The sequence below is a fragment of the Burkholderia sp. BCC0398 genome (genome assembly GCF_902833245.1).
In the GTDB taxonomy this organism is placed as follows: domain Bacteria; phylum Pseudomonadota; class Gammaproteobacteria; order Burkholderiales; family Burkholderiaceae; genus Burkholderia; species Burkholderia sola.
This window is the reverse complement of record NZ_CADFEM010000016.1, coordinates 145222-171260: the sequence shown is the minus strand read 5'-3', so window position 1 is coordinate 171260 and position 26039 is coordinate 145222. Positions and strand designations below refer to the sequence as shown.

The following is a 26039-nucleotide window of genomic DNA, read 5'->3' as shown; positions in this document are numbered from 1 at the left end:
TTGCCGCCTGCCTTGACGATCTCGTCGGCGACCGCGTTCGCGCCGTCCTGGTTCAGGTCGGCGATCGCGACGGCCGCGCCTGCCTTGGCCAGCTCCAGCGCGATTTCCTTGCCGATGCCGCTCGCGGCGCCCGTGACGACTGCGGTCTTGCCATTCAGGTTGCTCATGTTCGAATTCCCGTGGTGAAAGGATTGACAGGGAGAAAGGAGTGCGGACGTGTTACTGGGCCAGATAATCGTAGACGACTTCGCCGAGGCCCAATGTCAAATCTGCGACGATGTGCCGGGCTTCGACGATCTCGAGCACGGGCAGGTCGGCCACCGGCGCGAGCGCGTGCGGCGCCAGCTCGAGCGATGCCGGGCCCGTCCATGCGCCCTTCATCTTGATGTCCTGCATGTAATAGCGCACCAGTTCGCATACGCGCGCGGTGCCGTCGACGTGCGGGATGATCTTCAGCAGGAAATTGGGGCCGGCGAGCCGTTTCGTCTGCTCGTCGATGTCGAGTTCCTTGTGCTTGTAGCCCATCGTGCCGGTCGCGACGCGCACCTTGCCGTAGTCGAGCGTGCCGAGGAGGTGATCGGTGTTCACGTGCAGCGTGGGCGACGCGAGCTTCTTCGGGAAACCCCACAGCTCGCGGCCGCCGGCGATCGGCGGGTGATCGTCGAGATACATCGCGAGCGTATAGCCGCCCGGCTGGCCGTCGTATTCGACGGGGATCACCTGGCCGCTTTCGGTGTAATCGCCGAAGCCGGTCGAATCGGCCATGCGAATGAATTCGTAATGCACGAGCGGCTCGGTGATTTGCAGCGGCTCGGGGACGATTTCACGAAGGCGGTCCGGATCGGTGCGGTACGTGATGATCAGAAACTCACGATCGACGAAACGGTACGGGCCCATCGGGAACGCAGGGCTGGTCAACGGCATCGCAAACGCTTTCGATCGGACATCGCTGGGTTTCATGCGGACTCCTTGTTGTTGATCGCTTCGTGGATGAGTGGTCGTAATCGTATGCCTGTGCGTTGCCGTTGTGCGATGCCGCATATGGAATTAATTGTTGCCGATTTCGAATTATTTGCGGCGTAAATATTGAGATGAACGGTGTAAAACGGCGGTGTCGGCACCCGGCCGCGTCAGCGTCGCACGCGTCGATGACGCCATCATGTGAAAAAGGTGAGTCTTTACGGGAAGCAGGGTGAGCTTTTGCGGGAAGCCCGGCGCGGGAATATGACAATTGTGTGAACTTGTGTTGCAGTGCAGGTTCTAAGTGCGTTCGCCGCGCGGTCCTCGTCTGGGCGGCTGCCGCCTTAAGCACCGCCTAAGCGGTCACGTCCTAGCATCGTTCGTTTCTGGCCGGGCCACTGGCCGATCATTCATGCCTCACGCAACCGGATTCATGCAGAACCTCAATCTCGCCCTCTTTTCCGCCATCAACGCCGGGGGTGCGCCGCACCCGGGCGTTGCCCGCCTCGCGATCTTCGCCGCCGACTGGCTCGTCTATGCGCTGCCCGCGATGCTGCTGCTGACCTGGATCTTCGGTGCGCGCCCCGCGCGGCGCCAGGCGATCGAAGCCGGCGTCGGCGTCTGCGTGGCGCTCGTGCTCGCGCAGGCGCTCGGGCATGTCTGGTTCTCGCCGCGCCCGTTCATGGCCGGCGTCGGCACGCAGTTGATTCCGCATGCGCCGGACAGCTCGTTTCCGAGCGATCACATGACGTTCGCGTGGAGCATGGCGGTCGGCCTACTGCTCGGCGGCACGACGCGGGTCACCGGTTTCGTGATGGCCGCGATGGCCGTGGCGATCGCATGGGGACGCGTCTATGCGGGCGTGCACTGGCCGTTCGACATGGCGGGCGGCGTGCTGGTCGGCACGGTCGGCGCGCTGGTCGCGCACCTGTACGGGCACCGCGTGACCGCGCTGCTCGAACGGCTCGGCGATTCGGTGCATGCGGTCGTGATGGGGCGCCGGCAGGCGCCGTAAGCGGAAGGAAACCGGCAGGACGCCGTCAGCCGGACGAGCCCGGTGTGCGGGCCGATTCGGCCGAGGCGGATGGACCGCCACCCGCGTCGCGCAGCTCGGGTGTATCGGCCGGATGCCGCGCGGTATCGCGGTCGAGGGCGCTTTCCGTGAGGATCGCGCACATCGCGACGAACAGCACGACGACGACCGCGGCGAGGCCGCAATAGCCGGCGATCTTCAGGTGGCGAAGGAAGGGCGAAGCGTGGCTTTCTTTTGTCATGACCGGGCGCTCCTGGGCGGGCTGCGGCGGCTGTCGCCCGACAGCGGCGCGCAGACATAGATATATACCAGCCGCGATGCCGGTGCCAAGCCCGCTGCTGCGCGGGCGCCACGATTGTTGCAACCGCCCGGCAACCGGGCGCCTCCGCTCAATCTTCCAGCGTTTCGTGCACGGCCGCCGCGCCGCGCTTCCAGTAGGCCGCCGCGCGGATGCGCGACTTGTCGATGCCGCGTTCGCCGGTCAGGTGCTGGCGCACCGCGCGCATCGACAGCGCTTCGCCGGCCGCCCACACGTAGCCGTCGCCGGACGGCGGCAGCGGCAGATCGCGGACGGCGTTCAGCAGCGTGTCGCCGTTCGCCGTGTCGGCTTCGGCGCGGAAGCGCCAGATTTCATGCACGTCGGCGCGCGTCTCGAACGAGATCTGCGCGGTGCGATCCGCGACTTCCAGCACGACCGCCGCGCGCGCACCGGCCGGCAGTTCCTCGAGGCGTCGTGCGATGGCCGGCAGCGCCGTATCGTCGCCGATCAGCAAATGCCAGTCGAAATCGGTTGGGACCACGAACGAACCGCGCGGGCCGCCGATGCCGAGCCATTGGCCGACACGCGCTTGCGCGGCCCACTGCGATGCGGGGCCGGGATGGTTCAGCACGAATTCCAGATCGAGTTCTCCGGCGGCACGATCGAAGCGGCGCGGCGTGAAGTCGCGCGCGACCGGCTTCGGTTCGCCTTCCGGAAATTCGGGGCCGTTCGCGCCGAGCGTCGGCAGCGCGGGCCGTTCCGCGCCGGGCGGCGGGAAAAAGACCTTCACGTGATCGTCGAACGACGCGGATTCGAAATCCGCGAGATCGGGGCCGCCGAGCGTGACGCGCAGCAGGTGCGGCGTCACGGTATGCACGCGCAGCACCTGCAGCAGGCGGAACTTGAGGGTGTGGCGCACGCGGGTGACGGTGCGTTCGGACGTGTTCTGCATCGATCCGTTCTCCTTGGGTGGTGACGGGGCGGCGCGGATCACGCGCCGGCGCCGCCTTCGATTTCAGCCGTCGCGCGGCGCATGATGGCCGCGATGCGGCGCTGTTCGTCGGCATCGGCGGCGCTCTTGTGCAGCAGCGCGCGCTTGAGCGCGAGACGCGCCTCGACGAATTCCGGCAGCCAACCGGCCTGCGATTCGTCCTGCGCGTCGGCGCCCGCCGATTCCCCGGCGAACGCGCGGCGCATGAATTCCATCTTGCGGGCGAGGTGCGTGAGACGCGCGAACAGCGTGTCGACTCTTTCGCGCTGGGCGTCGAGATGCACGCGGCCGGCGTCGGTCAGCGCATAGCGCTTGCGGTTGCCTTCCGCCTGCGACGCGACGAAGCCGACTTCGTCGAGATACGTGAGCGCCGGATACACCATGCCGGGGCTCGGGCTGTAGAAACCGTTCGAGCGCGTGTCGAGCGCCTTGATCAGTTCGTAGCCGTGGCTCGGTTGTTCGGCCACTAGCGCGAGCAGCAGCAGCTGGAGATCGTCGGAGCTGAACTGGCGGCCGCGCGGCATCGCGTCGTCGCCGAAATCGCCAAAGCCGCCGCGCCCGCCCCGGCCGCCGAACGGGTTGCCGCCGCCAAACGGATCGTGGCCGCGGCGATGGCGGCCGATCGCGTGCAAGACGCCGGCAAACCAGTCAGGGCCGGCATGCGCACCATGACCGTCGCATCGGGCATGGCCGCGGAAGTGATTGTGTCGCATGATCGTATCCTATATTTCGTAAAACATATCTAAAGATATATATCGAAAGATAGGGTGTCAAGGCGATTAATTGGGGGCGGGATGGGGGACCGAGCTGTGGTGGAGGGCTTGCGGGCAGCGGTCCTGCCTGATCGCTGGGGAGTGAGGCGGCGAACTCGAACGTAGCAGATTGGCACCTACATGCGCGTAATCTCGGTTCCGGTCCGCGTGCGGTGGGCTTTGAAAAATGCTCTGCGTCGAGAGATTGGGGGATAGCCGGCATTCGAGCATTCCCGTCGCTTCAGATAGAGCGACGGAAAGTGTTTTTCGTCAAATAACATGAAAAATTGCTAATCGGCATACCGATTTGTTACCTGTGTGTCACATTTTGGTAAACTCGCGCGCAGCCGCCCGCTATTTAGAACAGCAACATCCGGCGGATCATAATGAATCAAACTGAGAGACGGTCGTGAATATCCGAGAGTCATTCCGCAATTTCGTATCGGGAATCGATGCGAATCGCCGGCCAGTCGTGCTGAATTGGGGTAAGGCGCAGCACGCGCTGGGGTCGAAGATCGCGTTGCAGCACGCGAGCATTCGTGAAAGCATGATGACAGGCATCAGCGGTCATTTGACCTGCATTTCTCAGCAGGGCGATCTGCCTCCGAAGCTTTTCATTGGAGCGCCGGTCTCAATCGGTATCGTCACGGACCGCGGCCAAGTGCATGCCATCAACGCAATTATTAGCGCCGTTCAGGTCGGACGGACCGACGGGGAGTTGACGGTTTACCAGTTCGCCGTGACTGACGCGTTGAACCTGCTGCACAAGCGCACCAACTCTCGCATCTTTCGTAACGTGAGCGTGGTCGATGTACTTGGCGTCGTCCTGAGCGAATGGCGACAGCGTAGTGTGGCCCTTGCGCAGGCGTTCGAGTTCGACCTGTCGCAACTCGATAGATCCCGCTATCCGGTTCGCTCTTTCGTACGTCAGGTCAACGAATCTGATGCCCGTTTCATCTCCCGGATTGCGCGTCGCGACGGCATCACGCTGTTCGTGCGCGCCGGACGGGTAAGCGGGGAGACGAAAGACGGCGATTCTCCCGTGCATGCGCTGGTGTTCTGCGATGACCCTCGGAAACTGGGCGAGTCCGCCGCGGGTATAGTGCGGGTTCATCCACGAGACGCTGGAACGGAACAGCGCGATACCATCACCGCTCTGACGATGCGTCAGCAACTGATTTCGGGGGAATCGGGGCGCCCTTCGTGGGACTATCGATATGCCCGCGTGGACCAGTCCAGTGCATCGACAAGGATCGATCAAGGCGAATCGGGTAACGATCTCGCGAAATTGCTGACGGACATCGTGATCGACGTCCCGCATATGGCGGACTCGTGGGCAGACCACGAACGGATGACGGAAGATCGCATTCTGGCTCATGAAGCGCAGGCGGTGCGATACGACGGCGTGAGCGGAATTCGCGACCTTGCAGTCGGCGCATGGATCACGATCGCCGGAGAGGACGAGTGGGGCGCGCTCCCGTCCGACAAGCAGCAATTCGTGATTACATCATTGCACCACGAGATCTGGAACAATCTGCCCAAAGGGTTGAGCGAGCGCGCGCAGGCACTGTTCGCCACCAGCCACACGCTTCAGCAACCACAGTCGCTGAGCGATGGAGATCCGTCTGGTCAGGATACGCGCTACGAAAATACGTTCTCGTGCGTGCCGCGTGGCACGCCTCTCACGCCGCCTTACGATCCCAAGACTGACCTTCCGCCGACGCCGTTGATTACCGGGCGCGTGGTCGGGGCCGATGGCGAGGAAGTCAGTTGCGACGAGAATGGCTGCGTGTTCGTGCAGATTCTCGGGCAGGATTCCCGCGATCATGCGCACGCGCAGGGTGCCGGGACAAACAGCAACGAGAGCGACAGCGCACCGATTCGCGTGGCATCCAGTCTGGCCGGGCCGAATTTCGGCGAGACGTTCTTGCCGCGGGTGGGCACCGAAGTTCTGCTCGGGAGCCTCGGCGGAGATCCGGACAGGTTGGTCATCATCGGCGTACTGGCAAACGGCGCGAACATGCCGGCGAGTTTCACTCATACCGGCAGTTTGCCCGGCAATCGCTTTCTTTCCGGTATCAAGACGAAGGAAATCAAGGGGCAGCGCTACAACCAACTTCGTCTCGACGACACACCGCAACAAATCAGCGCGCAGCTTGCATCGGAGCACGCGCATAGTCAGTTGAATCTCGGCTATCTGACGCAACCGCGTGATAACGGACAGGGTGCTGACCGCGGCCAAGGTGCCGAATTGCGCACCGACGCGGCAGCCGCGTTGCGCGCGGCGCAAGGGATGCTTTTGACCACCTACGCGCGTACTCAGGCGAGCGGCGGACAGCTTGATCGCGATGAACTCGTCGAATTGCTCGGCGAGTGCGCGGAGCTGTTCAAGGCGTTGGGAGATTACGCCGGACAGCACGGTGGCACGGCGACCGATGCGACGGGGCAGCAAGCTGTCGTGACCGCCTTCAAGGGTTGGACGCCAGGCGGTCATGCGTCAGGCGGCGATCGTGCGCCGAACGCTGACGCAGGCGATTCTCAGGCGCTGATGGCATTTGGCGCAAAGGCCGGTGCGCTCAATATCACTCCCAAGACTTACGTGACCTACGCTGGCGAGAACATCGATCAGATCGCGCAGCAGAACCTGCAATTCGCCGGGGGGCAGCGCGTGATCACGACGGCTGGCAAGGGAATCCACCTGTTCGGGCGCGGGGAAGGCGTCCGCGCGATTGCCGGCGAAGGCCCCGTTGTCTTGCAGGCGCAACAGGACACGCTCGCGGCGACCGCGCAGAAGGGGATACAGATCATGTCGGTCGGCGACGAAGTGTTGATCTCGGGTAAGTCGATCCGGTTCGTCGCGGAAGACGGAAGCTACGTGAAGGTCGGTGGCGGCGTCGAGGTCGGTTCCGACGGTGCGTTCACCGCACACACGGCGGGACATGATTTCGTCGGTCCGAAGACGGACCACGTTGCGCCGCCGGCGTTCAATCGCGGAGGAGCCGATCAGAAGTTCCGCTTGCGGTACCCGGGCACCGACGGTGACGATGGTACGCATCCCGTGCCGAATCGTCCGTACAAGATCACGCTGCGCAATGGCCAGGTCATTAATGGTGTCTCGGATGCACACGGGTTGACGGAGCTTGCATCGAGCGACGCGATGCACATTGCACACATTCAGGTTTTCGACGCTTAAGGCAGGCGATCATGTCCGATACCACAACCTCTTCGCCCCGGATCGTCGGCGAGCATCAGGCGATTCTCAATTGCAACCGGCCACAGAATGCGTTCGTCAATACCGACGTACAAAATCGTTTCCCGTGCACGACGATCCTGATCCATGGCGTGAACGACCTGGGAACGGATTTCGGCACGGTCGAAGGCGGACTGTGCGAGGGATTGAACGACCGCCTCGGTCGCACCGATTTCAAGGGCGCGGAGTACTCGCACGGCCGCATGGCGAACGACCCGAGCCAAGTGAGCGTTGCCGACATGATGAAGAACATGGACGACGTCATCTATCGTCGGCAGGAAAGCGAAGAGACGAGGAGTCCGTTGATTCCGTTTTATTGGGGATTGCGCGTCGGGAAGGAGGATTTGCCCCGGGACCCCAATAAGGAAACCGTCAACGGCCAGTACGTCGACCGGTTCGGCAATCGCCTCGATGAGCACCGTGCGCGCAACGGCGGATTCTTCGCCAATGCGACCAACAACATTCCCGACATGTTCGACTCGAATTTCAAAGGGGGAATGGCGACGAAAATTCTCGACAGGATGCAGGGTGACCCGACGCATCCGCTTCGCGAGGCGGAAAATCGGCATTACATGGTGCTGGCAGCACGGCGGCTCGCGGCATTGGTGCGGCAAATTCGCCTTATCGACGCGGACGGGACGGTCAATATCATTGCGCACAGTCAGGGCACGCTGATATCGCTGCTTGCCCAGGCCTATCTCGTCGAGGGACTGATTCCGAACCAATGTGGTCCCGCTGACCGCCCTGCCGACACGTTGGTTCTGATCGACTCGCCCTACAGCTTGAGCGAGGAGTTCATGGATCGGCTGCTGCAACGTGGGGATCAGCAGCAGACGAGTTATGCGCGTGCAAAGACCCTGGCAAACCTGGTCGGGCATGTGGCGAGCGGCAAATATCCGACGCCACCATTCGATCAATTGAAGTACGAGCCGGGCCGGGACAATTTTGGCGTCGTCGGGCCGACGTGGGATCCCGCGCAGGCGAGGCGCCTGAGCGGGCCGCAAGGCAATGAATGCGTCGTGTTCGCCGAGCGCGACAATCGCGGCAAAGTGTATATGTACTTCAGCCCGGAGGATGCGACCGTCGGGCTGAGCGGCGTCAATGGCATGGGTTGCTCGGGCCTGCCCGACTCAATCGACGTGCGTGCGGCGCAGCAGGGAGGCAAGCCGGAGACTATCAATTTGCTGTCGGCGGCTTTTCGGCAGCGCGTCTTTACCCGGCGTCTGCGACAGGGCAAGCCGGTTCAGGTTGGTACGCCGCCCGGAAACTTTACGATACGGGAAAAGGGCGAAACATCCCATGGCTTGCCCGGTGGCTTTACGACGTGGATCAAATCGGCGCAGATAAGCGTGGGTACCCAGCGCAATATCAATGGCGAAGCATTGACGCCACCATTCGATCCCGAAATGGAAGGCAATGTGCTGCCGGGAACCGCAGCGACGCCGCTCTCGAAAAATAATGACGGCGAGTTTGCGCCCGGCAAGCAAGCCATTGACCAGCTTGAAGCGGAAATTGCATTGAGCACGAACAGTGGCGAAGGTGCGTTGCAGGCATTGCCTGCACAAACCATCGACTGGCCAACGAGTGAGGATGGGACGCTGCCGACCTCTACCGAGGTCGAGGCGTCGCTGAACGCTGGCAAGGGTCCCGACGATCAGTGCAAGGTAAGCCGGGTCGTATCGACGGTACCGCCGTCGCCCGGGCACATCGTCGTCTATCGGCAGGAGACGCTCAATGAAGCCAAGGTTCGGCTGATGAATCAGCATAAGGGAGAAAGCTCATATCACTCGGCGGTCATGAGTGGTCGCAGAAATCACCGCTGTGCGACTGCGTTCGATGTGTCGGTAGGCCAGGCGCGTGCGCTGGACGATCCGGACTGGGCGACGCTGCTGCGTGCTGTCGCCGACTGGCGTACACCAATGAGCAGGATCGACAAATTGACGAAAGCCCATACGAACCTGGACGAGCAGACGCTGCACATCATCAGGGCGAACTGCGAATATTACGACCAAGGGAATTTCCCTGGGGAAGACGTCATTCCCAAGGCCTTTCCTGCAGGCGTAGTCAGCGAAACCATCGAGATGAGAACCGATGAAATCAACAAGCAGGTTCGAGCTCGTTCACCCCACCATATGCACGGTTGACGCTACATGACGACAACATCGGTCCCGCGTCTATCAGGATCGCGAGTATTTATTTTTTTGTTCGCGAGCCTCACTTTGATTTGGCTCGTGGCATTCGAGTTGACTGCGAGATATGGATTTTCGTTTCTGGAAAATATGACGATGATAAGGCGATTGCTATTGTTGATCCTGCCGCCACTGTTACTGGCTGCTGGCGTGAGCCTTACCTATGGCGCATCGCTGCGCAAGGACTCGTCACGTCCAGAGGGAGCCAGTACCGCACAGTCTGCTCTGAGTGTGGCATCGGCCGGAGCGGGATCGCAGGATTCTCAATTCACATTGGAGATTCGGCGTATCGGCGTGACGGTTGACCGCTTCCGGCAACGGGCACTATTGATGCGCCTGGATGAAACTGGGACGAGCGGAACGCTGCTGCTGCAAGATCCCAAGCAATATCCCTGGTCAAGTGATACGCGCGATTCGGAATACGCCAAGCGCCAGAACAACGTGTTCGGCTATGCATTGCGCAACTGGGTGGATTACTGGCCTATTCCCGTTGTCGTGCTGGGACCGCCCCGTAACGTCGCCGATCCGCATGCCGATCGCATGGCGACCCACATCAATAGCGCTGATAACGGCGCGGGCATTGGTAACACGCTATACATCAGACTCGACGAGATTCACGGCGAACATGGCGACACGGCGGTAGCGCGCCTGTTCGATTTCTTCGACCAGCATCCGGATTTGCCAGCTGTCGTGGTGCTTGCCGAAGATGGTCTTGTGACGCGAGGCTACATGCGCACGCCACACGGTGATTATCTGGACAAGTCGAACGCGAACGGCAATTTCGTTCCGCAATATCCGGATAGTTTGGTTGCGATGCTGGTGACGCGCAAGGATCGCGTCGATCGGACGATTCGACCATATGTTGTCGATGCGCCGGAGGCGATCGACAAGACCAAGACACAATTTGATGTCATCAAGCTGTGGAACTACTTCTGGGCACAGCAGAAATCCTATCCCAGGCCAGCGCCCGGTGTTTATGAAATGTCTTGGGACTATTGGCACGCGAAGCTCCCCGAGTTCTGGAAGACCGCAGCGCTGAAGATGCCGGACGGCTTCAAGCCGAACCCGTGGGTGCCGATTCCGTGGACGACGTGGCAATTGAAGGAGTACGACAAATGGCCGGTTCTGGCCAATCTGCATCGGCCGGTGCGAGTCGATCTGAGCAACGGCCACGGGGCGCCGTTGAAGAAGGGCCAGCGAATCGAAAAGATCCGCGCCGGCTGGCAGCAGGCAGTGGGCACGCTTGCGCCCGGCGAGCAGCCGGGACGGATGTTCTACGATACCGGCACCTCGACCGCCAATCTCGCGTTGCTGGTGCAGTCGCTGCACGACAATCCGCAGCATATCGATATTGACGACCCGAAAGACGCATTCGACATGCAGCGTCGTATAGGCGGCGACACCGGAACGAGTTCGATCTGGGTTCAGAGCGCACTGGCGCTGATGATGGGTTATGGTGACGGGAAGACGAGCGCACTGATCAACCTGAGGGACCCGCTGCATGCCACGATCGTCATGCTGACGCCGCCGGACGCCGCGTCGCGGCAGGCGCATCCGCAGACCTTCAACTGGGATTACTGACGGACCGGATCGACACGTCATGGGTCAAAAGCGATACATCATCGAAGGCGATGTGCATAGTCACGGCGGACGCGTTGTGTCCGGGGCACCGAACTCGCGAATCAACGGGCGCGCAATCGCACGCTTGCACGATCCCGCGATCTGCGAGATTCACGGCCTGACCTTCATTGCGACGGTGTCGGGCCACGCCCGATTCGACGGGCAAGTCGCCGCATGCGACGGCGACTTGCTGGCATGCGGAGCACGCCTGATCGCGAGCCAGCACCAGACAGGAGGCTAACGGAAATACGGTGCGCGTGAGCGGTGCGCCTCGAGCCGGCGGGCATCGGCTGATCACGCTGGTCACGCTCAGATCACGAATTCCATCGGCTTCGTGCCGCATTGCGCATCCGGCAACGGCTCGCCACGCTGCGTCGCGGCCAGCAACCGTCCGATCGCAATATGGACCACATCGGCGCGCACGCTCGACGGCGTGAAGCCTGCGGCGTTGTCGAGTCCCTCGCGGTGCGCACGCATGATTCGCACGTCTTGCTGGATCACGGAATGCGTGTAGAGGTGCAGCAGTGGTTTCAGCGCGCGCAGCAGCGCGGCCGGCAACGCAAAGCGATAGGCGATGTAGGTATAGACACGCGATCGACGAGTGTCGAGCGGTGTGATCTGGCTGATGATCAGAAAACTCGAGCGGCTCCCCCAGTGATAGTCGCATCGCGTGACGTTCGGTGCATAAAAATGATCGGTATGCCGAAGCGGTTCCCTGGATGGATTGGTCAGCCAATCCAGCATGCCGATCTTGTCGCCGTCATCGTGATACGTGACCTCGACGCTTTGCTGCTTCAGTTCGACGGTCGCCCGTAGTCGCCGCCCAGTGGATGAACGAAAAATCCGGTCGTGCACGAACACCGTATGCGGGACGTCCATGAAGTTCTCGACCAGTGCACCGAGATCGCCATCGAACGTATTGATCATATAGTACGACTGCCACGGCCGTTCGCCGTGGTGTGGCATGTCGAACGGTCGCTTCAGCGCTGGATCGCCTCGCCCGCGGTAGACCCAGACGAGACCGTGCCGAGTCAACACCGGCAATCTGCGCTGACGATATGGGTAGGTCGTACCGGTCGATTCGGCGCTTGCGCTGTCGATGCTGGGAATTCGGGTGACGCTGCCGTGCTGGTCGTAATGCCAGCCGTGATACGGACAGACGAGGCAGCCGTCGACGACTTTCCCGGCCGACAACCGGGTGCCGCGATGCACACATTGATCGACGAGCGCGACGATCTCGCCGTCGGCCGCCCGGAATAGCACGATGCCGAGGCCCAGTACGCGAGTACCGAACGGTTTGTCCCGCTTGACCTCGGCTTCGGTGCTCGCGACATACCATTGCTCGACGAGTGCGCCGAAGGCTTCGCCATCGGCATCCGGCGCGGATTCGTCGCACGGCGAACACGTTGATGCGATCGATATGTTCAACATGAGCACGCGTCCTCGATAAATGCGCGGAGTGCGTTCGCCACGGCGGGCTTGGCCACCAGAGCGCGGGGTTTGACATCCCCAGCCCGGATGCATGCACGCTCGTGGGCTCGCTGGACGAGATCCGCCAGCTGGGCGGCACCCCCACGTATGCGAACCGCGCGCAACGGGCCAAGCTGGCCGACCGTGCGTGCGTGCCGGTAGTGAAAAGCGCGGGCGAGAGCCTGTTCCAGCGCAACGCCCAAGGTGGCGACGTCCGGCGTATCGCTTGCAAGCAACAGCAGGTAATGGGGTGGATCCGCGTCCGCGCACGGAATCACGCAACCTTCGTCGCCTGGTTGCAGTAACTTGGAAAGCGACGCGGCCAGATAGGCTTCGTCCAGCTTTTCACCGACCAGATCGCTTTGCGTGTCCGCCCGCCCGACGAAGGTCACGCATGGCGTTCGTCCCGCATATCCGGTCACACGGACCCGATCGCCGAGCCGATAGCGGTACAGGCCGCCTCCGGTCGTCACGACGACCTCGACCGTGTCGCCCGGCTTCAGTTCTTCCACGCCTATCGCGGTTCCATCATCGAGCAGGAACTCGAGGAAGTGGCTGCAGACGGCGAGGGGACAGCCGGCCGTATCGCCGAACGGCAGGCTGACCACTGCCTCGGTGGAAAACAAGCCTTTCGGAAACCATGCGGCCTGGGGTAACAAGGTGCGGGCATGTGCGGCGTAGTGTTTGCTTGGACCGTCCATCCAACAACTCACTGCCGCGAGTTGAGGCCACAGCCGGCCGCAGTGACCATCGTCGAGTGCGCGCCGCAGCGCGGCCGTACGATTCGGCGGCAGCGAATCGAACAGGAAGGTGAGTGTGTCGCGGCGTTGCGGTTCGGCGTTGTCGAACAGCGGACGAAGCAGACTGGTCAGGAAGGTTGGGCTCCATACGCTGATGAAGGCCAGATCATGAGCGGCGATCAACGCGCGCAACGTTTCGGTGCGCCACGTGCGAGCATCACCCGATAGCGATGGTACGACGAGCGTCGGCAGCAGATCGACGAGCGGGCTGTCGGCCAGATAATCGAGATCGCTGTCCGACCCGATCATGATGCCGTTGGGAGCGCGGCCGCGCGCTTGCAGCGGAGGCGACATCGACCAGTACGCGCGGCCGGCTGCGACGCCGGGCACGGCGTGATGCAGATCGGAGAGCCAGACGACCAGTGCGAACTGCAATTCTTCGAGAAAGGCCGGCGTATAGGGAATGAGCTTTTGCTGCTCGCTGCCGCCGCTTGTGCGCTCGAAGAAACGTGGCGGTTGCGCGGTCAGGATCGGAGTGGACTCCTGGAGTGCACGATCGATCCATCGGGACACGCCAGCGTAGGGGGCAACCGGCACGCGTTCGCGAAATTGTGCCGGATCCGCGATATCGGCAAACCCGTGGGCGATGCCGAACGCCGTGTTCCGATTGGCGGCGAGCAAGCGTGACAGATAGGTCGCCTGCGCGTCACCCGGCGCGTCGAGCGCCGTGAGCCACACGCGGCGAAAGGGTTCTGCAGCAGCGCCGAACGCGGCCCACGCATCCTGTGCACGCACGTGCGTCCTCTCGTTAGAAATAGGTTTTTTCGAGTTGTGTCGGATCGCTCGGCAAACGCCGGGGCGCTTCGAACACATGCAGCCAACCGTACCACAGCGGCCGCGTCTCCGCCGCGTCGGAGCACGCATGAAGCTCCTGCCAGCGCAGGCTCGGACGCCGGTGATGCGTCAGGTTGTAGTTGAAGTTGAGGAATGCCCAGCGGATCAGTATGGGGGCACGCATATTGTATGTGCCCTCCACAACGTCGAGCGGCGTGTGCATGTGATAAACCCATTGGAGCGACGACCACGAAAACGCGAATGCGAGGTAGGCAAGCGAGATGTCGAGCACGCGCCAGTCCAGCAATGTCCCCAGTGCAATCCATACGGCCGCGCCTGCGAGGGTTTCGTATCGAATTCGTCGGAATTCCGCGTGGCCGAAGTCTCTGAACGCGGCCGCATAGGTGTTGTCGTGTCCGTACTTGGCCCAACCATACGGAATGCGACTCGGAAGCACGGCCAGGACGAAGCTGCCCGCGAAACTCGCGAACCAGATGCCGCCGACGATCGCCGCGTAGTATGCGACTCGCTTGCGCCACAGCGAAGCATCCGGCTCGACGAAGTCCACCCGCTCCGCAGGCGTTCGATTTCGCACGTGGTGACCGAGATGATTCACGTGAATCAGCGTTGCCGCGGCGCCGAACATCGTCGATGCCCACCACATCATCAAGTAGTTGATTTTCCCGCGCCGATGCCCGAAACCGTGGAATGTTTCGTGCATCATCGAAAACACGCCTTGCATGATCAGGCAGAACGGTACGAGCGCCCCCCAGCGCCACGGGCTCGTACCGTGCGACAGCCACGTCAGGATGCCCGCCCATATAACGCTCTGTAGCGCGAGCACGCAGAGATTCAGCCGATCGAACCGTCGCGAACGATTATCTATGGCGCTTGCATTGGCATCGAACATACAATTCGGACATGGATGGTGGCAGCGACGCAGAGCATACCTTCGATCGCCATCGTCGAACAATACGCCCGCCTGCGCTGACCCTGCGCGTTACGCCACGATCGGCCACGACCATGTACGCCAAACGAACCGACGATTCAATGCATGAACGCCGCAACGACGCGGCAGACATCCGTCGGCGCAATCCGCGGTTTCGTTTTGCCGACGACATTCCGCGCTATTGGTATCGTGACAACCGCAGGGTGACGCGCTTTTTCGACGCGTTCTCGATCATGTTTCCGCTTGGCGAGAAGTTCTTTGTCGATAGCGTGAGGCAGTACTGCGACGCGCTGCCGGCCGACGGCACGCTCGCCGCGCAAGTGGATGCATTCCTGTACCAGGAAGCCACTCATATCCGCGAGCACCGCGCGTACAACCGACGCCTGGCTCGCCAAGGCATGCCGGTCGACGCACTCGAGGCGCTGATGAGGAGACGGCAGGAACAATGCCGGCGTGTCGCGTCGCCGCTGCTTCAATTGACCTTCACCGCATGTCTTGAGCACTACACCGCCATTCTGGCCGATCTGCTGTTGCGCGACCCCGCCATTTTCGACGGTGCCGACCCATCGATGGCCGCGATCTGGCGGTGGCATGCGATAGAGGAAACCGAACACAAGTCTGTCGCGTTCGACGTATTTCGCGCTTGCGGCGGCGGCGCGATCAAGCGCTATGTCATACGGGCGGCGGCGATGCTCGGTGTCACGGCATGCTTCATCGTCGATCTGGGGTATTTCATCGTCCGTCTCGCGCGTGCCGACCGCGACGCCGGCAATTGGCGAAGCTGGGCACAGCTTGGCTGGTGGCTGTTCGGCGCGCGGGGCATCGTTACCCGCGTGCTACCCGCGTGGCTGGCATGGTTCTCGCCGCGTTTTCACCCTGACCGAATCGGGAATCCAGCCACGCTGGCTGCTGCCCGCGCGGCGCTCGCTGCCGATGGCGTGACAACGGAGCCGGCATGAGTGCACGGTATCCGGCATGGTCGCCGTCCGGCTTCGACGAGTGGCGGCAACACTACCCATTGACGCCGTTCGAACCGGCGCCCACAGCACTCGACTGGACCGAGCGCTTCATCGAATGTTGGCACGCGCATGACGCCCATGCATCCTCGAACATCGTCATCGTGCTGATTGCGGGACTCTATTCCGAGTGGATACCCGCCTGCTTCCGGCATGCTGCGCAGGCGTTGCGTGCCGCGCGGTACTCAGTCCTGCGTGTGCCGGTCCGCTCGTCGCGCGCGGTTGCCGAGCAGGGCGCGCATATCGTTCGCAATCTGTATGCGCGCTTACCCGCTGATCGCCGCTTTATCGTCCTTGCCCACAGCAAAGGGGGACTCGATGCATTGGCGGCGCTGCATGCGGATTCAGGGCTTCGTGCTCGCTGCGACGGTATCGCACTCGTTCAGCCGCCCGTCGGTCCGAGTGCGATCATCGATGGCTTGCTCGAGCAACGGGGGGCGCGCATCGATCCCGCATGGTTGGGTCGAGCCGCCGGGAGATTGCTGCGCACACGCTGGTTGTATGCAGGCTCGCGCGATATCGGCAGCGGGCGCGGCGCCGACATCGCGAATCTGTTGTCTGCGGTGCCCGGTGGCCTGCACTGTGTGCATGTCGTAAGCTGGTCGATAGAACGCACGTCGCGGTTCGATGCACATCACTCACGCCTCGACCGCTACCGTCCCGGCTGTGCGCATGACGGACAGTTCTACCTCGACCACCAGACGTTTCGCGGCATACCGCGAGTTTGCATGCCACATCTCGACCATGGCCAGCCTGTGCTCGGCGGCGCCGGCTTCGATGCGGGGCGTTTCTGGCTTGCACTCGTTGCGCTCCTGAACGACGCGCGGGCGGCAGCGGTCGCAAGCGGTCAGACGAGATAGATCTCGAACCCGGGGATTGCTTCGGTGGCGCCCGAATCGAGTGCGCTCGTGCCGGGCGCGGATAGCGTGTATAGATCCATCGGTAATGCGGTGTATCGATAACCCTGCAAGGCGGGCCATAGCGGATCGTGATCGTACAGGCAAAGCTGCAGCAAGGCATAGCGGCTCCGCTCTTGTTGCCAGACCGCATCGAGCAACGCCTGTGCAATGTCCGGGTCGCGTCCGCTCACATGCAGATGAGTCAGGTAGATATCCCGGAGCGGCTGGCCGGGAGCTGTGATGGGAGGGCGGCCGAGCAAGGGTGCGATGGCGTTGAAGCTGTGACGCAGCGCACCGAGCGAGCGCGGCAGACGTTCCAGCACGATGCGTTTGATACGCTCTGCATCCCACGGAGCAACGCAGCCCACGATACGCCGCTGCGCGTTACGTGCGACCAGAAAGCGCTCGATTCCGAAGTCGGGCCAGGTGTTCAGGCGGCGCGCGAATTCGTCCGCCGTAAAGACGCAACCGAAGGGTTGGGAACGAGACTCTTGGTCCAGGAATGCGCGGAGTGCGTCGGCATCGGCAGCCGACGCGTTCGTGATCTTGACCAAGCCGGCGCTCCGCGCAGCAATACGCCGCGCATAGATCGATACGTTACTGTAGCCGCGCCAATGTCGAAATCCGAGCCGGGGCCGCTTGCCTGTCCTGAATAGCGATTGCGTCGCGATCCGGTTGTCGCGAATGATGCAGCAGTACGTATGCTGTACGCCTTCGTGTCGGGCGAGATCGGCGAGGCGGTCGACGACATAGTCGACCCAAGTGTGCGCTAGTTCGCGATCGGGTGCGATGCGCAAGTCGCCGAGGTAAGCGATGCGCTGTTTCTCGCCGGCGAGGTAGCCGTCGCGAACGACCATGCTGGCTATTCCCTTGACGCGCCCTGCGCTGTCCTCCGCGAGCCACGTTCGACAGTCGTTCGAATGACACCGATGCAGTGCGAAGTAATCCGGTGAACGATCGAAGCGAAGTGGCATCCCGCTGAGCATCGCGTAACGTGTTTGAAACGCGAGGAGCCGTTCGTTGTCGACCGCTGTGGCTAGCCGGATCCGCGTCATTGGCTCATTCACCGGTGAAGATTCGTCTTGCCATCGGGCGTAGGTTTTCCGGCGTCAGTTCGCACAGGCATACGAGCTCGTTGCCGCACGCGTATTCTGGATTGCGCTTCAGAAAATAGGCGACATCCGGCAGCCGTCGATGCGCGTCCGGCACTTCGGCGAGGGCTGGGGCGAGGCGGCCTTGCGGTACCGGAAACTTGAGCACGCCGGACGCGGCGTCGTATGCGTACCCGAAGCGCTCAATTGCCAGATGATCCAGTAGCGCCTGATTTACGGGTTCAGTCGGTCGGTCGAATCGCGGGGTGAAATCATGTGCGAACGCTCGCAAGTAGCGGTACGTACGATGCCCCTTGCAGATTAGAAACCAGTATAGTGCGACGTCAGGCACGTTGCGTTTGAGTTCACCGGCGAGTCGAATCCAGCAAAACGCGAGTTGCTGACTGCCCCAACAGGCCGGATCCACAATCGTGTCACCGGAAAACAGGATGCGCAGTGTAGTGTCTTGCCACTGCTGTTCATATAGTTTCAACGTGGAGAAGCCGCGTAGCTTGCCGGTGTCGTCACGCATGATGACGCAATGTGTCTTGTCGTCGAGATCGTGTTCGAAGCGTGCCTGTTCCGTATCCCGGTAACAGGTCGAGTAGAGCGCGTACATATGTGCAACATCGACGTCGCGCAGCTGCGCACGTGTCATGGAACTGGCTCGAAGCGGCATAGCGTCGTTATTCATGCGAGCTGAAACGATTTATCATGATACGCGATTGAGCCGCTCCTTTTTTCACATGCGTGCCATACCTCCTGTTTCCGTCTCCTATATACCGTCGGCGTTCGACGCGTGGCGCTGGCTCGCGATCTATGTCGTCGTGTCGGGTGCACTGTACTTCTGGGTCACACACGCGCCGATGGCACCCGTGACGCTGTTGCGTCCGGGACCGTACGATGCGGTCATTCCGCGTGTGTCTGCCAGCGTACCGCTTTATTTGAGCTACGCGCTCGTGATGCCGTCGATTGTCTGGTTCGGCCGCAGCCGAAATTGGCTGCTGCCCGCATTTTTCGCCGGGGCACTTGCCGCAGGCCTGTGTATCGTCTGTCATCTGTTATGGCCGACTGCCGTGAGCCGGTCGCCGGCAGCGGCAGGATGGATCGCGTGGCTGTATCGGATCGACACGCCGCTCGCGGCGAGTCCCTGCGGGCATGTTGCGCTGCCTGTGGCTGTAACCGTGGTGCTGGCTGCGCTACGCGTCCGGGCAGCGCGCTATTACGCTGCGTGGAGCACGATGCTGGCGATCACCGTCTTAACGACCGGACAGCATTTGCTCGCGGACATGCTCGTGGGACTCGCACTCGGCATCGGCGTCGGCTGTGCGACGACCGTACTCATTCGTCTCGACGTCGACCTGCGTACGGCCGCCGCATTACTGCTTGAATGGCTATGTATCGTAGTTGCGCTTCGAGTTGCGTTATCGGTGGGGCATTGGGGGGGCTACCTTGTCGCCGCCGTTGTTGTCGCGACTCGGCAACACGCATTATTCATTCTGTATCACGACGCGACCCACTATCACTTAACCCGCCGCCGTTCCGCGAACGACTTTCTGATCAACTTGGCAATTGGCGTACCGGGGCTCGTGCCCATCGAATTTTATCGCCCGCTGCATCTTGCCCACCATCGACATGTCGGGACGGCGGAAGATCCTGAGCGGAATTATCTGTACCACGCGCAGCCATGGAAATTCGAGCCACTCGACACACTCCCCCTCGTCCGGCAACTGCTCGGTGATTTGCTCCTGGTCAACATGGTGAAAAACATGCGCGCATATCGGCGTGCGAACGGGCGTGGTGCATCCATGTCACTGCCGCTGCTTACGGCGATAGCGACGTGGGGTATCCTGCTTTTGTCGCTCGTGCATGCATGCACAGTACGCGAACTGTTGACGCTTGCGGCGCTTTGGTTCGTCCCTCTCGTGACAATCGGGGCGTTAGTGCAGAAGATCCGTAGTATTGCAGAGCACAGTGGTGGGCCTGGTGCCACGGCTGGCTGGAATGACTGGACTTATTCGTGGCGCGTCGGGTTACTTGGCCGCTTCTTTATCTGGCCGTACAACATTAACTATCACCAACAACATCATCGCGAACCCGGCGTGGCGTGGCATCGCCTGCCCGAATTGCGTGCGTCTGACGAGCCGGTTCTGTCTTCGCGGCAATTGCTTGCGTTGCTATGGTCGGGTGCCTCGCGCAGTGGTAACCCAAGATAGAAAAATCCCTTCGACGGCGCGATGAAGTTTCCCGTCGGTCCTGGTGCGAAAGATCGGCACGACCCGTCGTGCTCCGTCTGACGCGTGCCGCGCAGCCATTGGCCTCTGCGCATGGTCGTGCCGGCCCGTCTGCGTTTGCGATTAATCGCTGGCTATTCCGCCGGCACGTGATTCCTGAATAAGTTAAACAGCGTCGTTTGTAAGAACGACGATGAAAATTATTTAAATAATAGAAATTGTTCGATTTTATTTTCGCTCGATCAAACAAGATGTCCGCAGCACCAAAACCCATTAGATCCACCCCATCGTTCAATGTCATGATGTTTGTGTGATTTATGACTGGCGCAGATTCTAGCGGAGGCAAGAGGCGTGACCCTTTATTCACACCCCGAAAATTCATCGAAAATGTAAAGTATTGCAATATAAAACCATGATCCGCGAATTCCGATTGCGACGCGTGATTTTATTTGGCAGGATTTTCATCGAGGGGCACGATTTTAAAACAACAAAGCGGTCGACAATTCAATTTACCGAAATAACGCGCGACGCTTGGCACCCCGTGGCAGGGAAGCTGGCTAGAAAAACAGGTAACGAGACGGCGAACGGGCGGCACCGTTCGCGATCATTGAATCAATCGCTTGTCCGGCAGCGTCGATGCGTCACTCGAACGAGCCGGGCGAATCCGACACGGGGCGGCCATGGCGATACTCAAGAAAGACGCGTCCGGAGAAGCATGCCTGCTCCGCGCGTATCACGTGTTCGGTCGCGACGACGCACGCTGCGACACGGTCATCCGGGACGGCTCGGTGTCCCGCGTCCATGCCCATATCCGCTGGATCGGCGGGTGCTGGGAGCTCCACGATCACAGCAGCAACGGCACATCGGTATCAGGCGTATCGCTGCGCGACGGCGAGCATGCGGTGCTGCAGCGGGGCGACGTGATCCGCTTCGGCAGGGCCGGTGTCGCGCCGTGGCGCGTCGAGTCGCTCGACGATCCGGCCGATACACTGTGGCCGATACGCGGCGCCGCCGCGCCGATCGTGCTCGCGCCGCGCCAGATCCTGCCGCCCCCCGCCGCGCAGCCGGTCACGATCGTCCGTTCGCCGGCCGGCGAATGGCTATGCGACGACACATTGCCGCCGCGCGCGCTCCATGACGGTGACGAAGTGTCGACCGGCGACTTCGCATGGCGCCTCGCCCTCGCGCGCCACGGCTCGACGGTGATGCTCGCCGCCCGCGCCGATCCGGCCGTGCCGGCGCAATTGCTCGAATTCTTCGTCAGCCGGAACGAGGAGCACGTGCGCATGCTGCTGCATGTCCGCGGCGGCGTGGTCGACCTCGGCGAGCGCGCCCATCACTATGGTCTCGTCACGCTTGCCCGCGCCCGCTCGGCCGACATGCAGGCCGGGTACGACGCCGCCACGCAGGGATGGATCGAACTCGACCGGCTCGCGCGCATGCTCGGCATCGACGCGTCCCATGTCAACGTGCAGATTCATCGCGCCCGAAGCCAGTTCGCGGCGCTGCCCGGGCTGGGCGCGAGCCAGCTCGTCGAGCGTCGGCGCGGCAGCGTCCGCTTCGGCGATGTTCCGTTCCGGATCATGCGCGGCGAGCATCTCGAATGCGAGTCGGTGCCGGCCGTCGGGCCGCGTATCGGCCTGCCGCGCGCGGTGCCGGCCCCGGTCGTCCAGTGCTCGTGAACGCGGGAGAACCGGCCGTGCTGACGAGCGCACCCCGCACCGCCGCGGGACCACTCGCGCGTGAACCGCAGCGGCACGCGGTGCCTTTCGCGACGCTTGCCGGTAAATGGCATTACCGGCTCGGCGCGCTGCTCGGCGAAGGCGGCAACGGTGTGGTGTTTCGCGCGACCTGCGACGAGACGGGGCAAGCCGTCGCGATCAAGCTGATGCGCGACGACGCCGCGCTGATCGCGCGGGAGCGCATGCGCCGGCGCGCGCGCTTCAGGCGCGAGACGAGCCTGTGCGAGGCGCTGCGGCATCCGAACATCGTGGCGCTGCTGGACCAGGGGGAAGCGCCGGACGGGCGGCTGTTCGCCGTATTCGAACTGGTCGAAGGCCGGACGGTGCGCGACCGGCTCGCGGTGGACGGGCCGCTGTCGGCCGTCGATACCGGGCGGCTGATGACGGAGGTGCTCGACGCGCTCGCGGCCGCCCATCGGCGCGGCATCGTGCATCGCGATCTGAAGCCGCAGAACATCGTGATCGCGATGGCCGACGACGGGCCGCACGCGAAGCTGCTCGATTTCGGCATCGGTGCATTGCTGCCCGGTGCCGAAGACATCGCGCGCGAGACGGCGACGCTCGCGACCGAGGTGCTCGGCTCGCCGCCTTACTGCGCGCCGGAGCAATTGCGCAACGAGCCGCCGACGCCCGCCAGCGATCTGTATGCGTGGGGCCTGATCGTGATCGAATGCCTGACGGGCGAGGTGGTCATGCAGGGCGCCAGTGTGGCCGAGATCGTCTATCGACAACTGAGCCCGGTGGATGTCGCGCTTCCGCCGTCGATCGCGTCGCTTCCGCTTGGCGCGGTATTGCGGGATGCGCTGAACAAGAATCCGCGCCAGCGCGCCGCGTCGGCCGAGGCGCTCGCGGCGCGGTTTCGTGCGCTCAACTTCGCCGCGCTCGTCGGCCAGTTCGACACCGCTCGCGCCGGCCGGCAGACGCGCTCGCGCCCGCTCGCGCCGCGCGGCGAAACGATCGTCGAGGCGGGCGAGTATCGGCAGATCACCACGCTGTGCTGCTGCGTGACGATTGCCGGAGAGGGCCGCGAACGCCATGCCGGAACCGAGCACGGCATCGCGCTCGACGGCTACGAGGAGCAGTGGCTGACGAAGTGCGCCGATATCGCGGTCGGGTATGGCGCGCATGCGGGCGGACAGCTCGGCGACACGCTGCTGTTTCATTTCGGTCTGCAGGGCGACATTGACCGGCCCGCCCGCCGTGCGGCGCGGGCGGCGCTCGACATGGTGCGCGTGGCCGAGCGCGCGCGGTTGCCGGCGCTGACGGCTGCCGGCGGGCATGCGGCCGGCGCGGCAGAAGGTTGGCGGGTCGAAGTGGCGGCCGCGATTCATGTCGGGCGGGTGCTCGCGCATGCGTCGCACATGTCGGGCGTATCGACGGCCGCCGCGGCGTCGCGGCTGCTCCGGCTGGCAGGCCCCGGACAGATCCTGATCAGCGACGATGCGCGGCTCGTGCTCGAACGGCATGCCGATGCCCGGCCGACCGCGTTGCGGCTGGCGCGGGCGGGCCTCGTGTCGCAGCCGGTTCATGAATTGCTCGGCGAGCGGCATGCCGATACGCCGTTCGATTCGCTCGATGCCGACAGGCGGACGCCCATGGTCGGCCGCGCACGCGAGCTCGACGCACTGCTGCGCGCGTGGCAGGACACGCATGGGCGGCATCGCCGCGCGGCGCGTGGCGAGCCGGTACCGCTCGGTGTGCCGAGGCTCGTCGTCGGCGACGCGGGCTTCGGCAAGTCGCGGCTCGTGCACGAGCTGTGCGAGGCCGTGCGGACACGCGGCCACGCGTTCGCGCAGTGCGGGTGCCTGCCCGAACGCGAGAATCATGCGTTGTTCCCGATCCTGCGGTTCATTGCCGCGCACTGGCATGTCGATGCCGAGCGCGCGCCCGGCATGGCGCTCGCGGCGATCGACGCGATGATCGCGCCGCTCGATTGCGATCATGCGGCGGCGCGTGTCGCGCTCGCGACCTGGCTCGGGCTGCCCTGCGATGCGAATGGGCTGCTGTGGTCGAGCGCGCGCGAGCAGCACGCACTGTTCGACGTCCTCGAACAACTGATCGTGTCGCTCGGCAACGGCGCGCCGGTGCTGCTCGTGATCGAGGACGTTCAGTGGCTCGATCGCTCGACCGAGGATTTTCTCGCGTATCTGCACCGCTCGCCGCGCGCAGCGGCACTGTGCATCGTGCTCACGTCGCGCCCCGACAAGCTCGCGCGCTGGCGCGGCGCGACCGACCGCGTGGTGCTGCGCCGCCTGCCGCGCGACGACGCGCAGCGCCTGATGTCGGCGCATCTGGGCCCGGGCGCGGCCGATCCGGCGTGGCTCGACCGGCTCGCCGATCGCACGGCGGGCATCCCGCTGTTCATCGAGGCTGTCGCGCGCGAACTGGCGGTGAGCGGCGCGGATGGTCTGCTCATCGAGCCATCGGCAACGGACCCGTATCCGTTGCCGCTCAGTCTCGGCGGCATGCTCGGTCTGGCGTTCGACCGGCTCGACGATGCGCGCGGTACCGCGCAGCTCGCCGCGACCATCGGGCTCGAAGTGGATGCGCAACTGCTCGCCGATGCGTCGCCGCACGACCGGGCCACACTCGACGCCCATCTGCGGCTCCTGCTCGAAGAACGGATCGTGTATGCGCAACATCGGCGCGATCGCGTGTTCTATGCGTTTCGCCATGCGCTGATTCGCGACGCCGCATACGAATCGATGCCGCCTGCCGTGCGGCGCGGCAACCATGCGCGTGTCGGCCGCGCGCTGCTCGCGCACGCCGATCGCGGCGCCGGTGCGCATGCGTTCGGCATCGCCGGGCACTTCGCGCGGGCAGGCGCATGCGCGGACGCGATCGCGCACGGCATCGACGCGGCGCGTCGCGCGCTCGAACGGTCGCGATACGACGACGCGATCCGCTACGGGCAGGCCGTGTTCGACTGGCTTGCCACCGCCGACCACGCGCAGCGCGAGCACGACAGCGCGCGCATCCGCGCCACGTTGACGCACGCGACGATGGCGCGATTCGGCTGGGCCGATCCGCAGGTACGCGAGCATGCGGAGCAGTTGCTGCGGCAGACGCAGACGCTCGACGATCCCGAACTCGAGATCAGCGCGTTGTGGACGCTGTCGACGTGCTACCACGTCGCCGGTGACCGCCCGACCGTGCGCCGGATCGGCAAGCGGCTCGACACGCTCGCGACCGAGCGCGGCGATGCGGGCGTGCAGGTGGCGGCGGACGCGATGCGCGGCATGAGCCTGTGGGTCGATGGCGACTATGCGCGCGCCCGTGTCGCGTTCGACGCGGTGCTGGCCGGCTACGACGTGCGACGCGACGCGGGGCACCGGCGCATCCTCGGGCTCGATACGCGCGCGTGGACGATGGCGTCGCTCGCCAGCGTGCGCTGGTGCATGGACGACGATCCCCAGCCGTCGCTCGCGATGGCGCGCGAAGCCGTGTATTGCGCGACCTGCCTCGATCATCTGCCGACGCTGGGCGTCACGATGATGTACCTCGCACGCACGCATCAGCTCGCGGGCGACCGCGATGCGGCGCGATCCGTGTCGGAAGCGATTCTCCGGCTGGCGGACGCGCACCGGCTGCGCGCGGTCGGGCACTACGCCGCGATCATTCACGCGTGGACGCAACGCGATCGCGCGGGCGTCGTCGCGCATCTCGACGCGCAGCGGCAGTCGGGCGGCCTGCTCGGGCTGACCTACTACGCGTCGCTGCTTGCGGAGCTGGATGCCGAACGCGGCGACTACGACGCGGCGCTCGCGCAGATCGGGGCGTGCCTCGCCTGGTGCAATTCGAGCGGCGAACGGTATTACGAAGCCCAGCTGTGGCTGAAGCGGAGCGAGTACTTGCGCCGTGCCGATCCGCGTTGCGGCGGGGTGGCCGCGCTGGACGCGTGCCGGCGCGCAGTCGAAATTGCAAGGACGGCGGGCATGGGCCGGATCGCCAGGCTCGCCGAAGCGATGTTGCAGTCGTTGCCGTAAGCAGTTCAAACCGTCATTCAGGAG

The 26039-nt window shown here is 63.4% G+C and carries 20 protein-coding genes; 10 read left to right on the top strand and 10 right to left on the bottom strand.

The annotated features are described in order from the left end of the window. Together HWX76_RS29875 and HWX76_RS29870 are read right to left on the bottom strand one after the other, a co-directional pair. Nucleotides 1-167, bottom strand: a 167-nt coding sequence (locus tag HWX76_RS29875) for an SDR family NAD(P)-dependent oxidoreductase (protein ID WP_155640375.1), incomplete at its 3' end; no start/stop codon positions are given. Nucleotides 168-219: 52 nt separating this feature from the next. Next, on the bottom strand, nucleotides 220-960 hold the full coding sequence (locus tag HWX76_RS29870) for an acetoacetate decarboxylase (protein WP_050017224.1): 741 nt from the start codon (nucleotides 958-960) through the stop codon (nucleotides 220-222). A gap of 433 nt (nucleotides 961-1393) precedes the next feature. Between HWX76_RS29870 and HWX76_RS29865 the strand changes: the two genes are divergently transcribed. Then, entirely contained in the window at nucleotides 1394-1975 is a 582-nt protein-coding gene (locus HWX76_RS29865) for a phosphatase PAP2 family protein (protein ID WP_089489938.1), read from the top strand. A 25-nt stretch (nucleotides 1976-2000) separates the two neighbouring features. Here the strand turns inward: HWX76_RS29865 and HWX76_RS29860 are convergent, their stop codons facing one another. The 3 genes from HWX76_RS29860 to HWX76_RS29850 form a co-directional block, all read right to left on the bottom strand. Continuing rightward, complete coding sequence (locus HWX76_RS29860; RefSeq protein ID WP_089489939.1) at nucleotides 2001-2234, bottom strand: hypothetical protein; 234 nt, start codon at nucleotides 2232-2234, stop codon at nucleotides 2001-2003. A 148-nt stretch (nucleotides 2235-2382) separates the two neighbouring features. Beyond that, complete coding sequence (locus tag HWX76_RS29855; RefSeq protein ID WP_124557156.1) at nucleotides 2383-3204, bottom strand: siderophore-interacting protein; 822 nt, start codon at nucleotides 3202-3204, stop codon at nucleotides 2383-2385. A gap of 38 nt (nucleotides 3205-3242) precedes the next feature. Further along, nucleotides 3243-3956, bottom strand: coding sequence for a PadR family transcriptional regulator (locus HWX76_RS29850; RefSeq protein ID WP_050017220.1), 714 nt, complete (start codon nucleotides 3954-3956; stop codon nucleotides 3243-3245). A 448-nt stretch (nucleotides 3957-4404) separates the two neighbouring features. Here HWX76_RS29850 and tssI point away from each other — a divergent pair, with 448 nt between their 5' ends. The 4 genes from tssI to HWX76_RS29830 all read left to right on the top strand — a co-directional run bounded on the left by tssI (nucleotide 4405) and on the right by HWX76_RS29830 (nucleotide 11295). Then, the gene (gene tssI / locus HWX76_RS29845; protein WP_176016764.1) at nucleotides 4405-7188 is read left to right on the top strand and encodes a type VI secretion system tip protein TssI/VgrG; all 2784 of its coding nucleotides are present in this window, start codon (nucleotides 4405-4407) and stop codon (nucleotides 7186-7188) included. Between the two features lie 11 nt (nucleotides 7189-7199). Beyond that, nucleotides 7200-9389 (top strand): DUF3274 domain-containing protein, encoded by a 2190-nt coding sequence (locus HWX76_RS29840; protein WP_176016763.1) that lies wholly within the window; start codon nucleotides 7200-7202, stop codon nucleotides 9387-9389. An 87-nt stretch (nucleotides 9390-9476) separates the two neighbouring features. Beyond that, nucleotides 9477-11015 carry a DUF2875 family protein gene (locus tag HWX76_RS29835; RefSeq protein WP_244138034.1) on the top strand — a complete coding sequence of 513 codons (1539 nt, stop codon included), beginning with the start codon at nucleotides 9477-9479 and terminating at the stop codon, nucleotides 11013-11015. Between the two features lie 19 nt (nucleotides 11016-11034). Then, entirely contained in the window at nucleotides 11035-11295 is a 261-nt protein-coding gene (locus tag HWX76_RS29830) for a PAAR domain-containing protein (protein WP_012339060.1), read from the top strand. A 68-nt stretch (nucleotides 11296-11363) separates the two neighbouring features. On the opposite strand, the gene HWX76_RS29825 is transcribed toward HWX76_RS29830, so the two are convergent. Genes HWX76_RS29825 through HWX76_RS29815 form a run of 3 tightly spaced genes read right to left on the bottom strand, consistent with a single transcriptional unit; the run spans nucleotide 11364 to nucleotide 15008 of the window. After that, on the bottom strand, nucleotides 11364-12485 hold the full coding sequence (locus HWX76_RS29825) for an aromatic ring-hydroxylating dioxygenase subunit alpha (RefSeq protein WP_089489944.1): 1122 nt from the start codon (nucleotides 12483-12485) through the stop codon (nucleotides 11364-11366). After that, nucleotides 12479-14059 carry a GH3 auxin-responsive promoter family protein gene (locus HWX76_RS29820; RefSeq protein ID WP_050017215.1) on the bottom strand — a complete coding sequence of 527 codons (1581 nt, stop codon included), beginning with the start codon at nucleotides 14057-14059 and terminating at the stop codon, nucleotides 12479-12481. Before HWX76_RS29820 ends, HWX76_RS29825 begins: the two co-directional genes overlap by 7 nt. A 13-nt stretch (nucleotides 14060-14072) precedes the next feature. Then, nucleotides 14073-15008 (bottom strand): fatty acid desaturase, encoded by a 936-nt coding sequence (locus tag HWX76_RS29815; protein WP_050017214.1) that lies wholly within the window; start codon nucleotides 15006-15008, stop codon nucleotides 14073-14075. 11 nt (nucleotides 15009-15019) lie between these two features. Between HWX76_RS29815 and HWX76_RS29810 the strand changes: the two genes are divergently transcribed. Then, nucleotides 15020-16006, top strand: coding sequence for a metal-dependent hydrolase (locus tag HWX76_RS29810; RefSeq protein WP_239468945.1), 987 nt, complete (start codon nucleotides 15020-15022; stop codon nucleotides 16004-16006). Continuing rightward, nucleotides 16003-16923, top strand: coding sequence for a hypothetical protein (locus HWX76_RS29805; RefSeq protein WP_176016762.1), 921 nt, complete (start codon nucleotides 16003-16005; stop codon nucleotides 16921-16923). The genes HWX76_RS29810 and HWX76_RS29805 overlap by 4 nt, the downstream gene beginning before the upstream one ends. On the opposite strand, the gene HWX76_RS29800 is transcribed toward HWX76_RS29805, so the two are convergent. Both HWX76_RS29800 and HWX76_RS29795 read right to left on the bottom strand, forming a co-directional pair. After that, complete coding sequence (locus HWX76_RS29800) at nucleotides 16911-18017, bottom strand: hypothetical protein (RefSeq protein ID WP_176016761.1); 1107 nt, start codon at nucleotides 18015-18017, stop codon at nucleotides 16911-16913. The two genes, HWX76_RS29805 and HWX76_RS29800, sit on opposite strands and share 13 nt — an antisense overlap. Nucleotides 18018-18021: 4 nt before the next feature. Further along, nucleotides 18022-18711 carry a hypothetical protein gene (locus HWX76_RS29795; RefSeq protein ID WP_235356292.1) on the bottom strand — a complete coding sequence of 230 codons (690 nt, stop codon included), beginning with the start codon at nucleotides 18709-18711 and terminating at the stop codon, nucleotides 18022-18024. Between HWX76_RS29795 and HWX76_RS29790 the strand changes: the two genes are divergently transcribed. From HWX76_RS29790 to HWX76_RS29780, 3 genes are all read left to right on the top strand, one after another. After that, a complete protein-coding gene (locus HWX76_RS29790; RefSeq protein WP_235356291.1) occupies nucleotides 18710-20269 on the top strand; it encodes a fatty acid desaturase family protein in 1560 nt (519 codons plus the stop codon). The two genes, HWX76_RS29795 and HWX76_RS29790, sit on opposite strands and share 2 nt — an antisense overlap. A gap of 698 nt (nucleotides 20270-20967) precedes the next feature. Continuing rightward, a complete protein-coding gene (locus HWX76_RS29785; RefSeq protein WP_050017208.1) occupies nucleotides 20968-21969 on the top strand; it encodes an FHA domain-containing protein in 1002 nt (333 codons plus the stop codon). Further along, the gene (locus HWX76_RS29780; protein ID WP_176016760.1) at nucleotides 21966-26015 is read left to right on the top strand and encodes a TOMM system kinase/cyclase fusion protein; all 4050 of its coding nucleotides are present in this window, start codon (nucleotides 21966-21968) and stop codon (nucleotides 26013-26015) included. The genes HWX76_RS29785 and HWX76_RS29780 overlap by 4 nt, the downstream gene beginning before the upstream one ends. Nucleotides 26016-26039 lie beyond the last annotated feature (24 nt).

Excerpts from the sequence above, each read along its gene's own strand:
- HWX76_RS29870 (WP_050017224.1), bottom strand. The coding sequence starts at position 960 with ATGAAACCCAGCGATGTCCGATCGAAAGCGTTTGCGATGCCGTTGACC.
- HWX76_RS29865 (WP_089489938.1), top strand. The coding sequence starts at position 1,394 with ATGCAGAACCTCAATCTCGCCCTCTTTTCCGCCATCAACGCCGGGGGT.
- HWX76_RS29860 (WP_089489939.1), bottom strand. The coding sequence starts at position 2,234 with ATGACAAAAGAAAGCCACGCTTCGCCCTTCCTTCGCCACCTGAAGATC.
- HWX76_RS29855 (WP_124557156.1), bottom strand. The coding sequence starts at position 3,204 with ATGCAGAACACGTCCGAACGCACCGTCACCCGCGTGCGCCACACCCTC.
- HWX76_RS29850 (WP_050017220.1), bottom strand. The coding sequence starts at position 3,956 with ATGCGACACAATCACTTCCGCGGCCATGCCCGATGCGACGGTCATGGT.
- HWX76_RS29840 (WP_176016763.1), top strand. The coding sequence starts at position 7,200 with ATGTCCGATACCACAACCTCTTCGCCCCGGATCGTCGGCGAGCATCAG.
- HWX76_RS29830 (WP_012339060.1), top strand. The coding sequence starts at position 11,035 with ATGGGTCAAAAGCGATACATCATCGAAGGCGATGTGCATAGTCACGGC.
- HWX76_RS29825 (WP_089489944.1), bottom strand. The coding sequence starts at position 12,485 with ATGTTGAACATATCGATCGCATCAACGTGTTCGCCGTGCGACGAATCC.
- HWX76_RS29815 (WP_050017214.1), bottom strand. The coding sequence starts at position 15,008 with ATGTTCGATGCCAATGCAAGCGCCATAGATAATCGTTCGCGACGGTTC.
- HWX76_RS29810 (WP_239468945.1), top strand. The coding sequence starts at position 15,020 with ATGGATGGTGGCAGCGACGCAGAGCATACCTTCGATCGCCATCGTCGA.
- HWX76_RS29805 (WP_176016762.1), top strand. The coding sequence starts at position 16,003 with ATGAGTGCACGGTATCCGGCATGGTCGCCGTCCGGCTTCGACGAGTGG.
- HWX76_RS29800 (WP_176016761.1), bottom strand. The coding sequence starts at position 18,017 with ATGACGCGGATCCGGCTAGCCACAGCGGTCGACAACGAACGGCTCCTC.
- HWX76_RS29790 (WP_235356291.1), top strand. The coding sequence starts at position 18,710 with ATGGAACTGGCTCGAAGCGGCATAGCGTCGTTATTCATGCGAGCTGAA.
- HWX76_RS29795 (WP_235356292.1), bottom strand. The coding sequence starts at position 18,711 with ATGACACGTGCGCAGCTGCGCGACGTCGATGTTGCACATATGTACGCG.
- HWX76_RS29785 (WP_050017208.1), top strand. The coding sequence starts at position 20,968 with ATGGCGATACTCAAGAAAGACGCGTCCGGAGAAGCATGCCTGCTCCGC.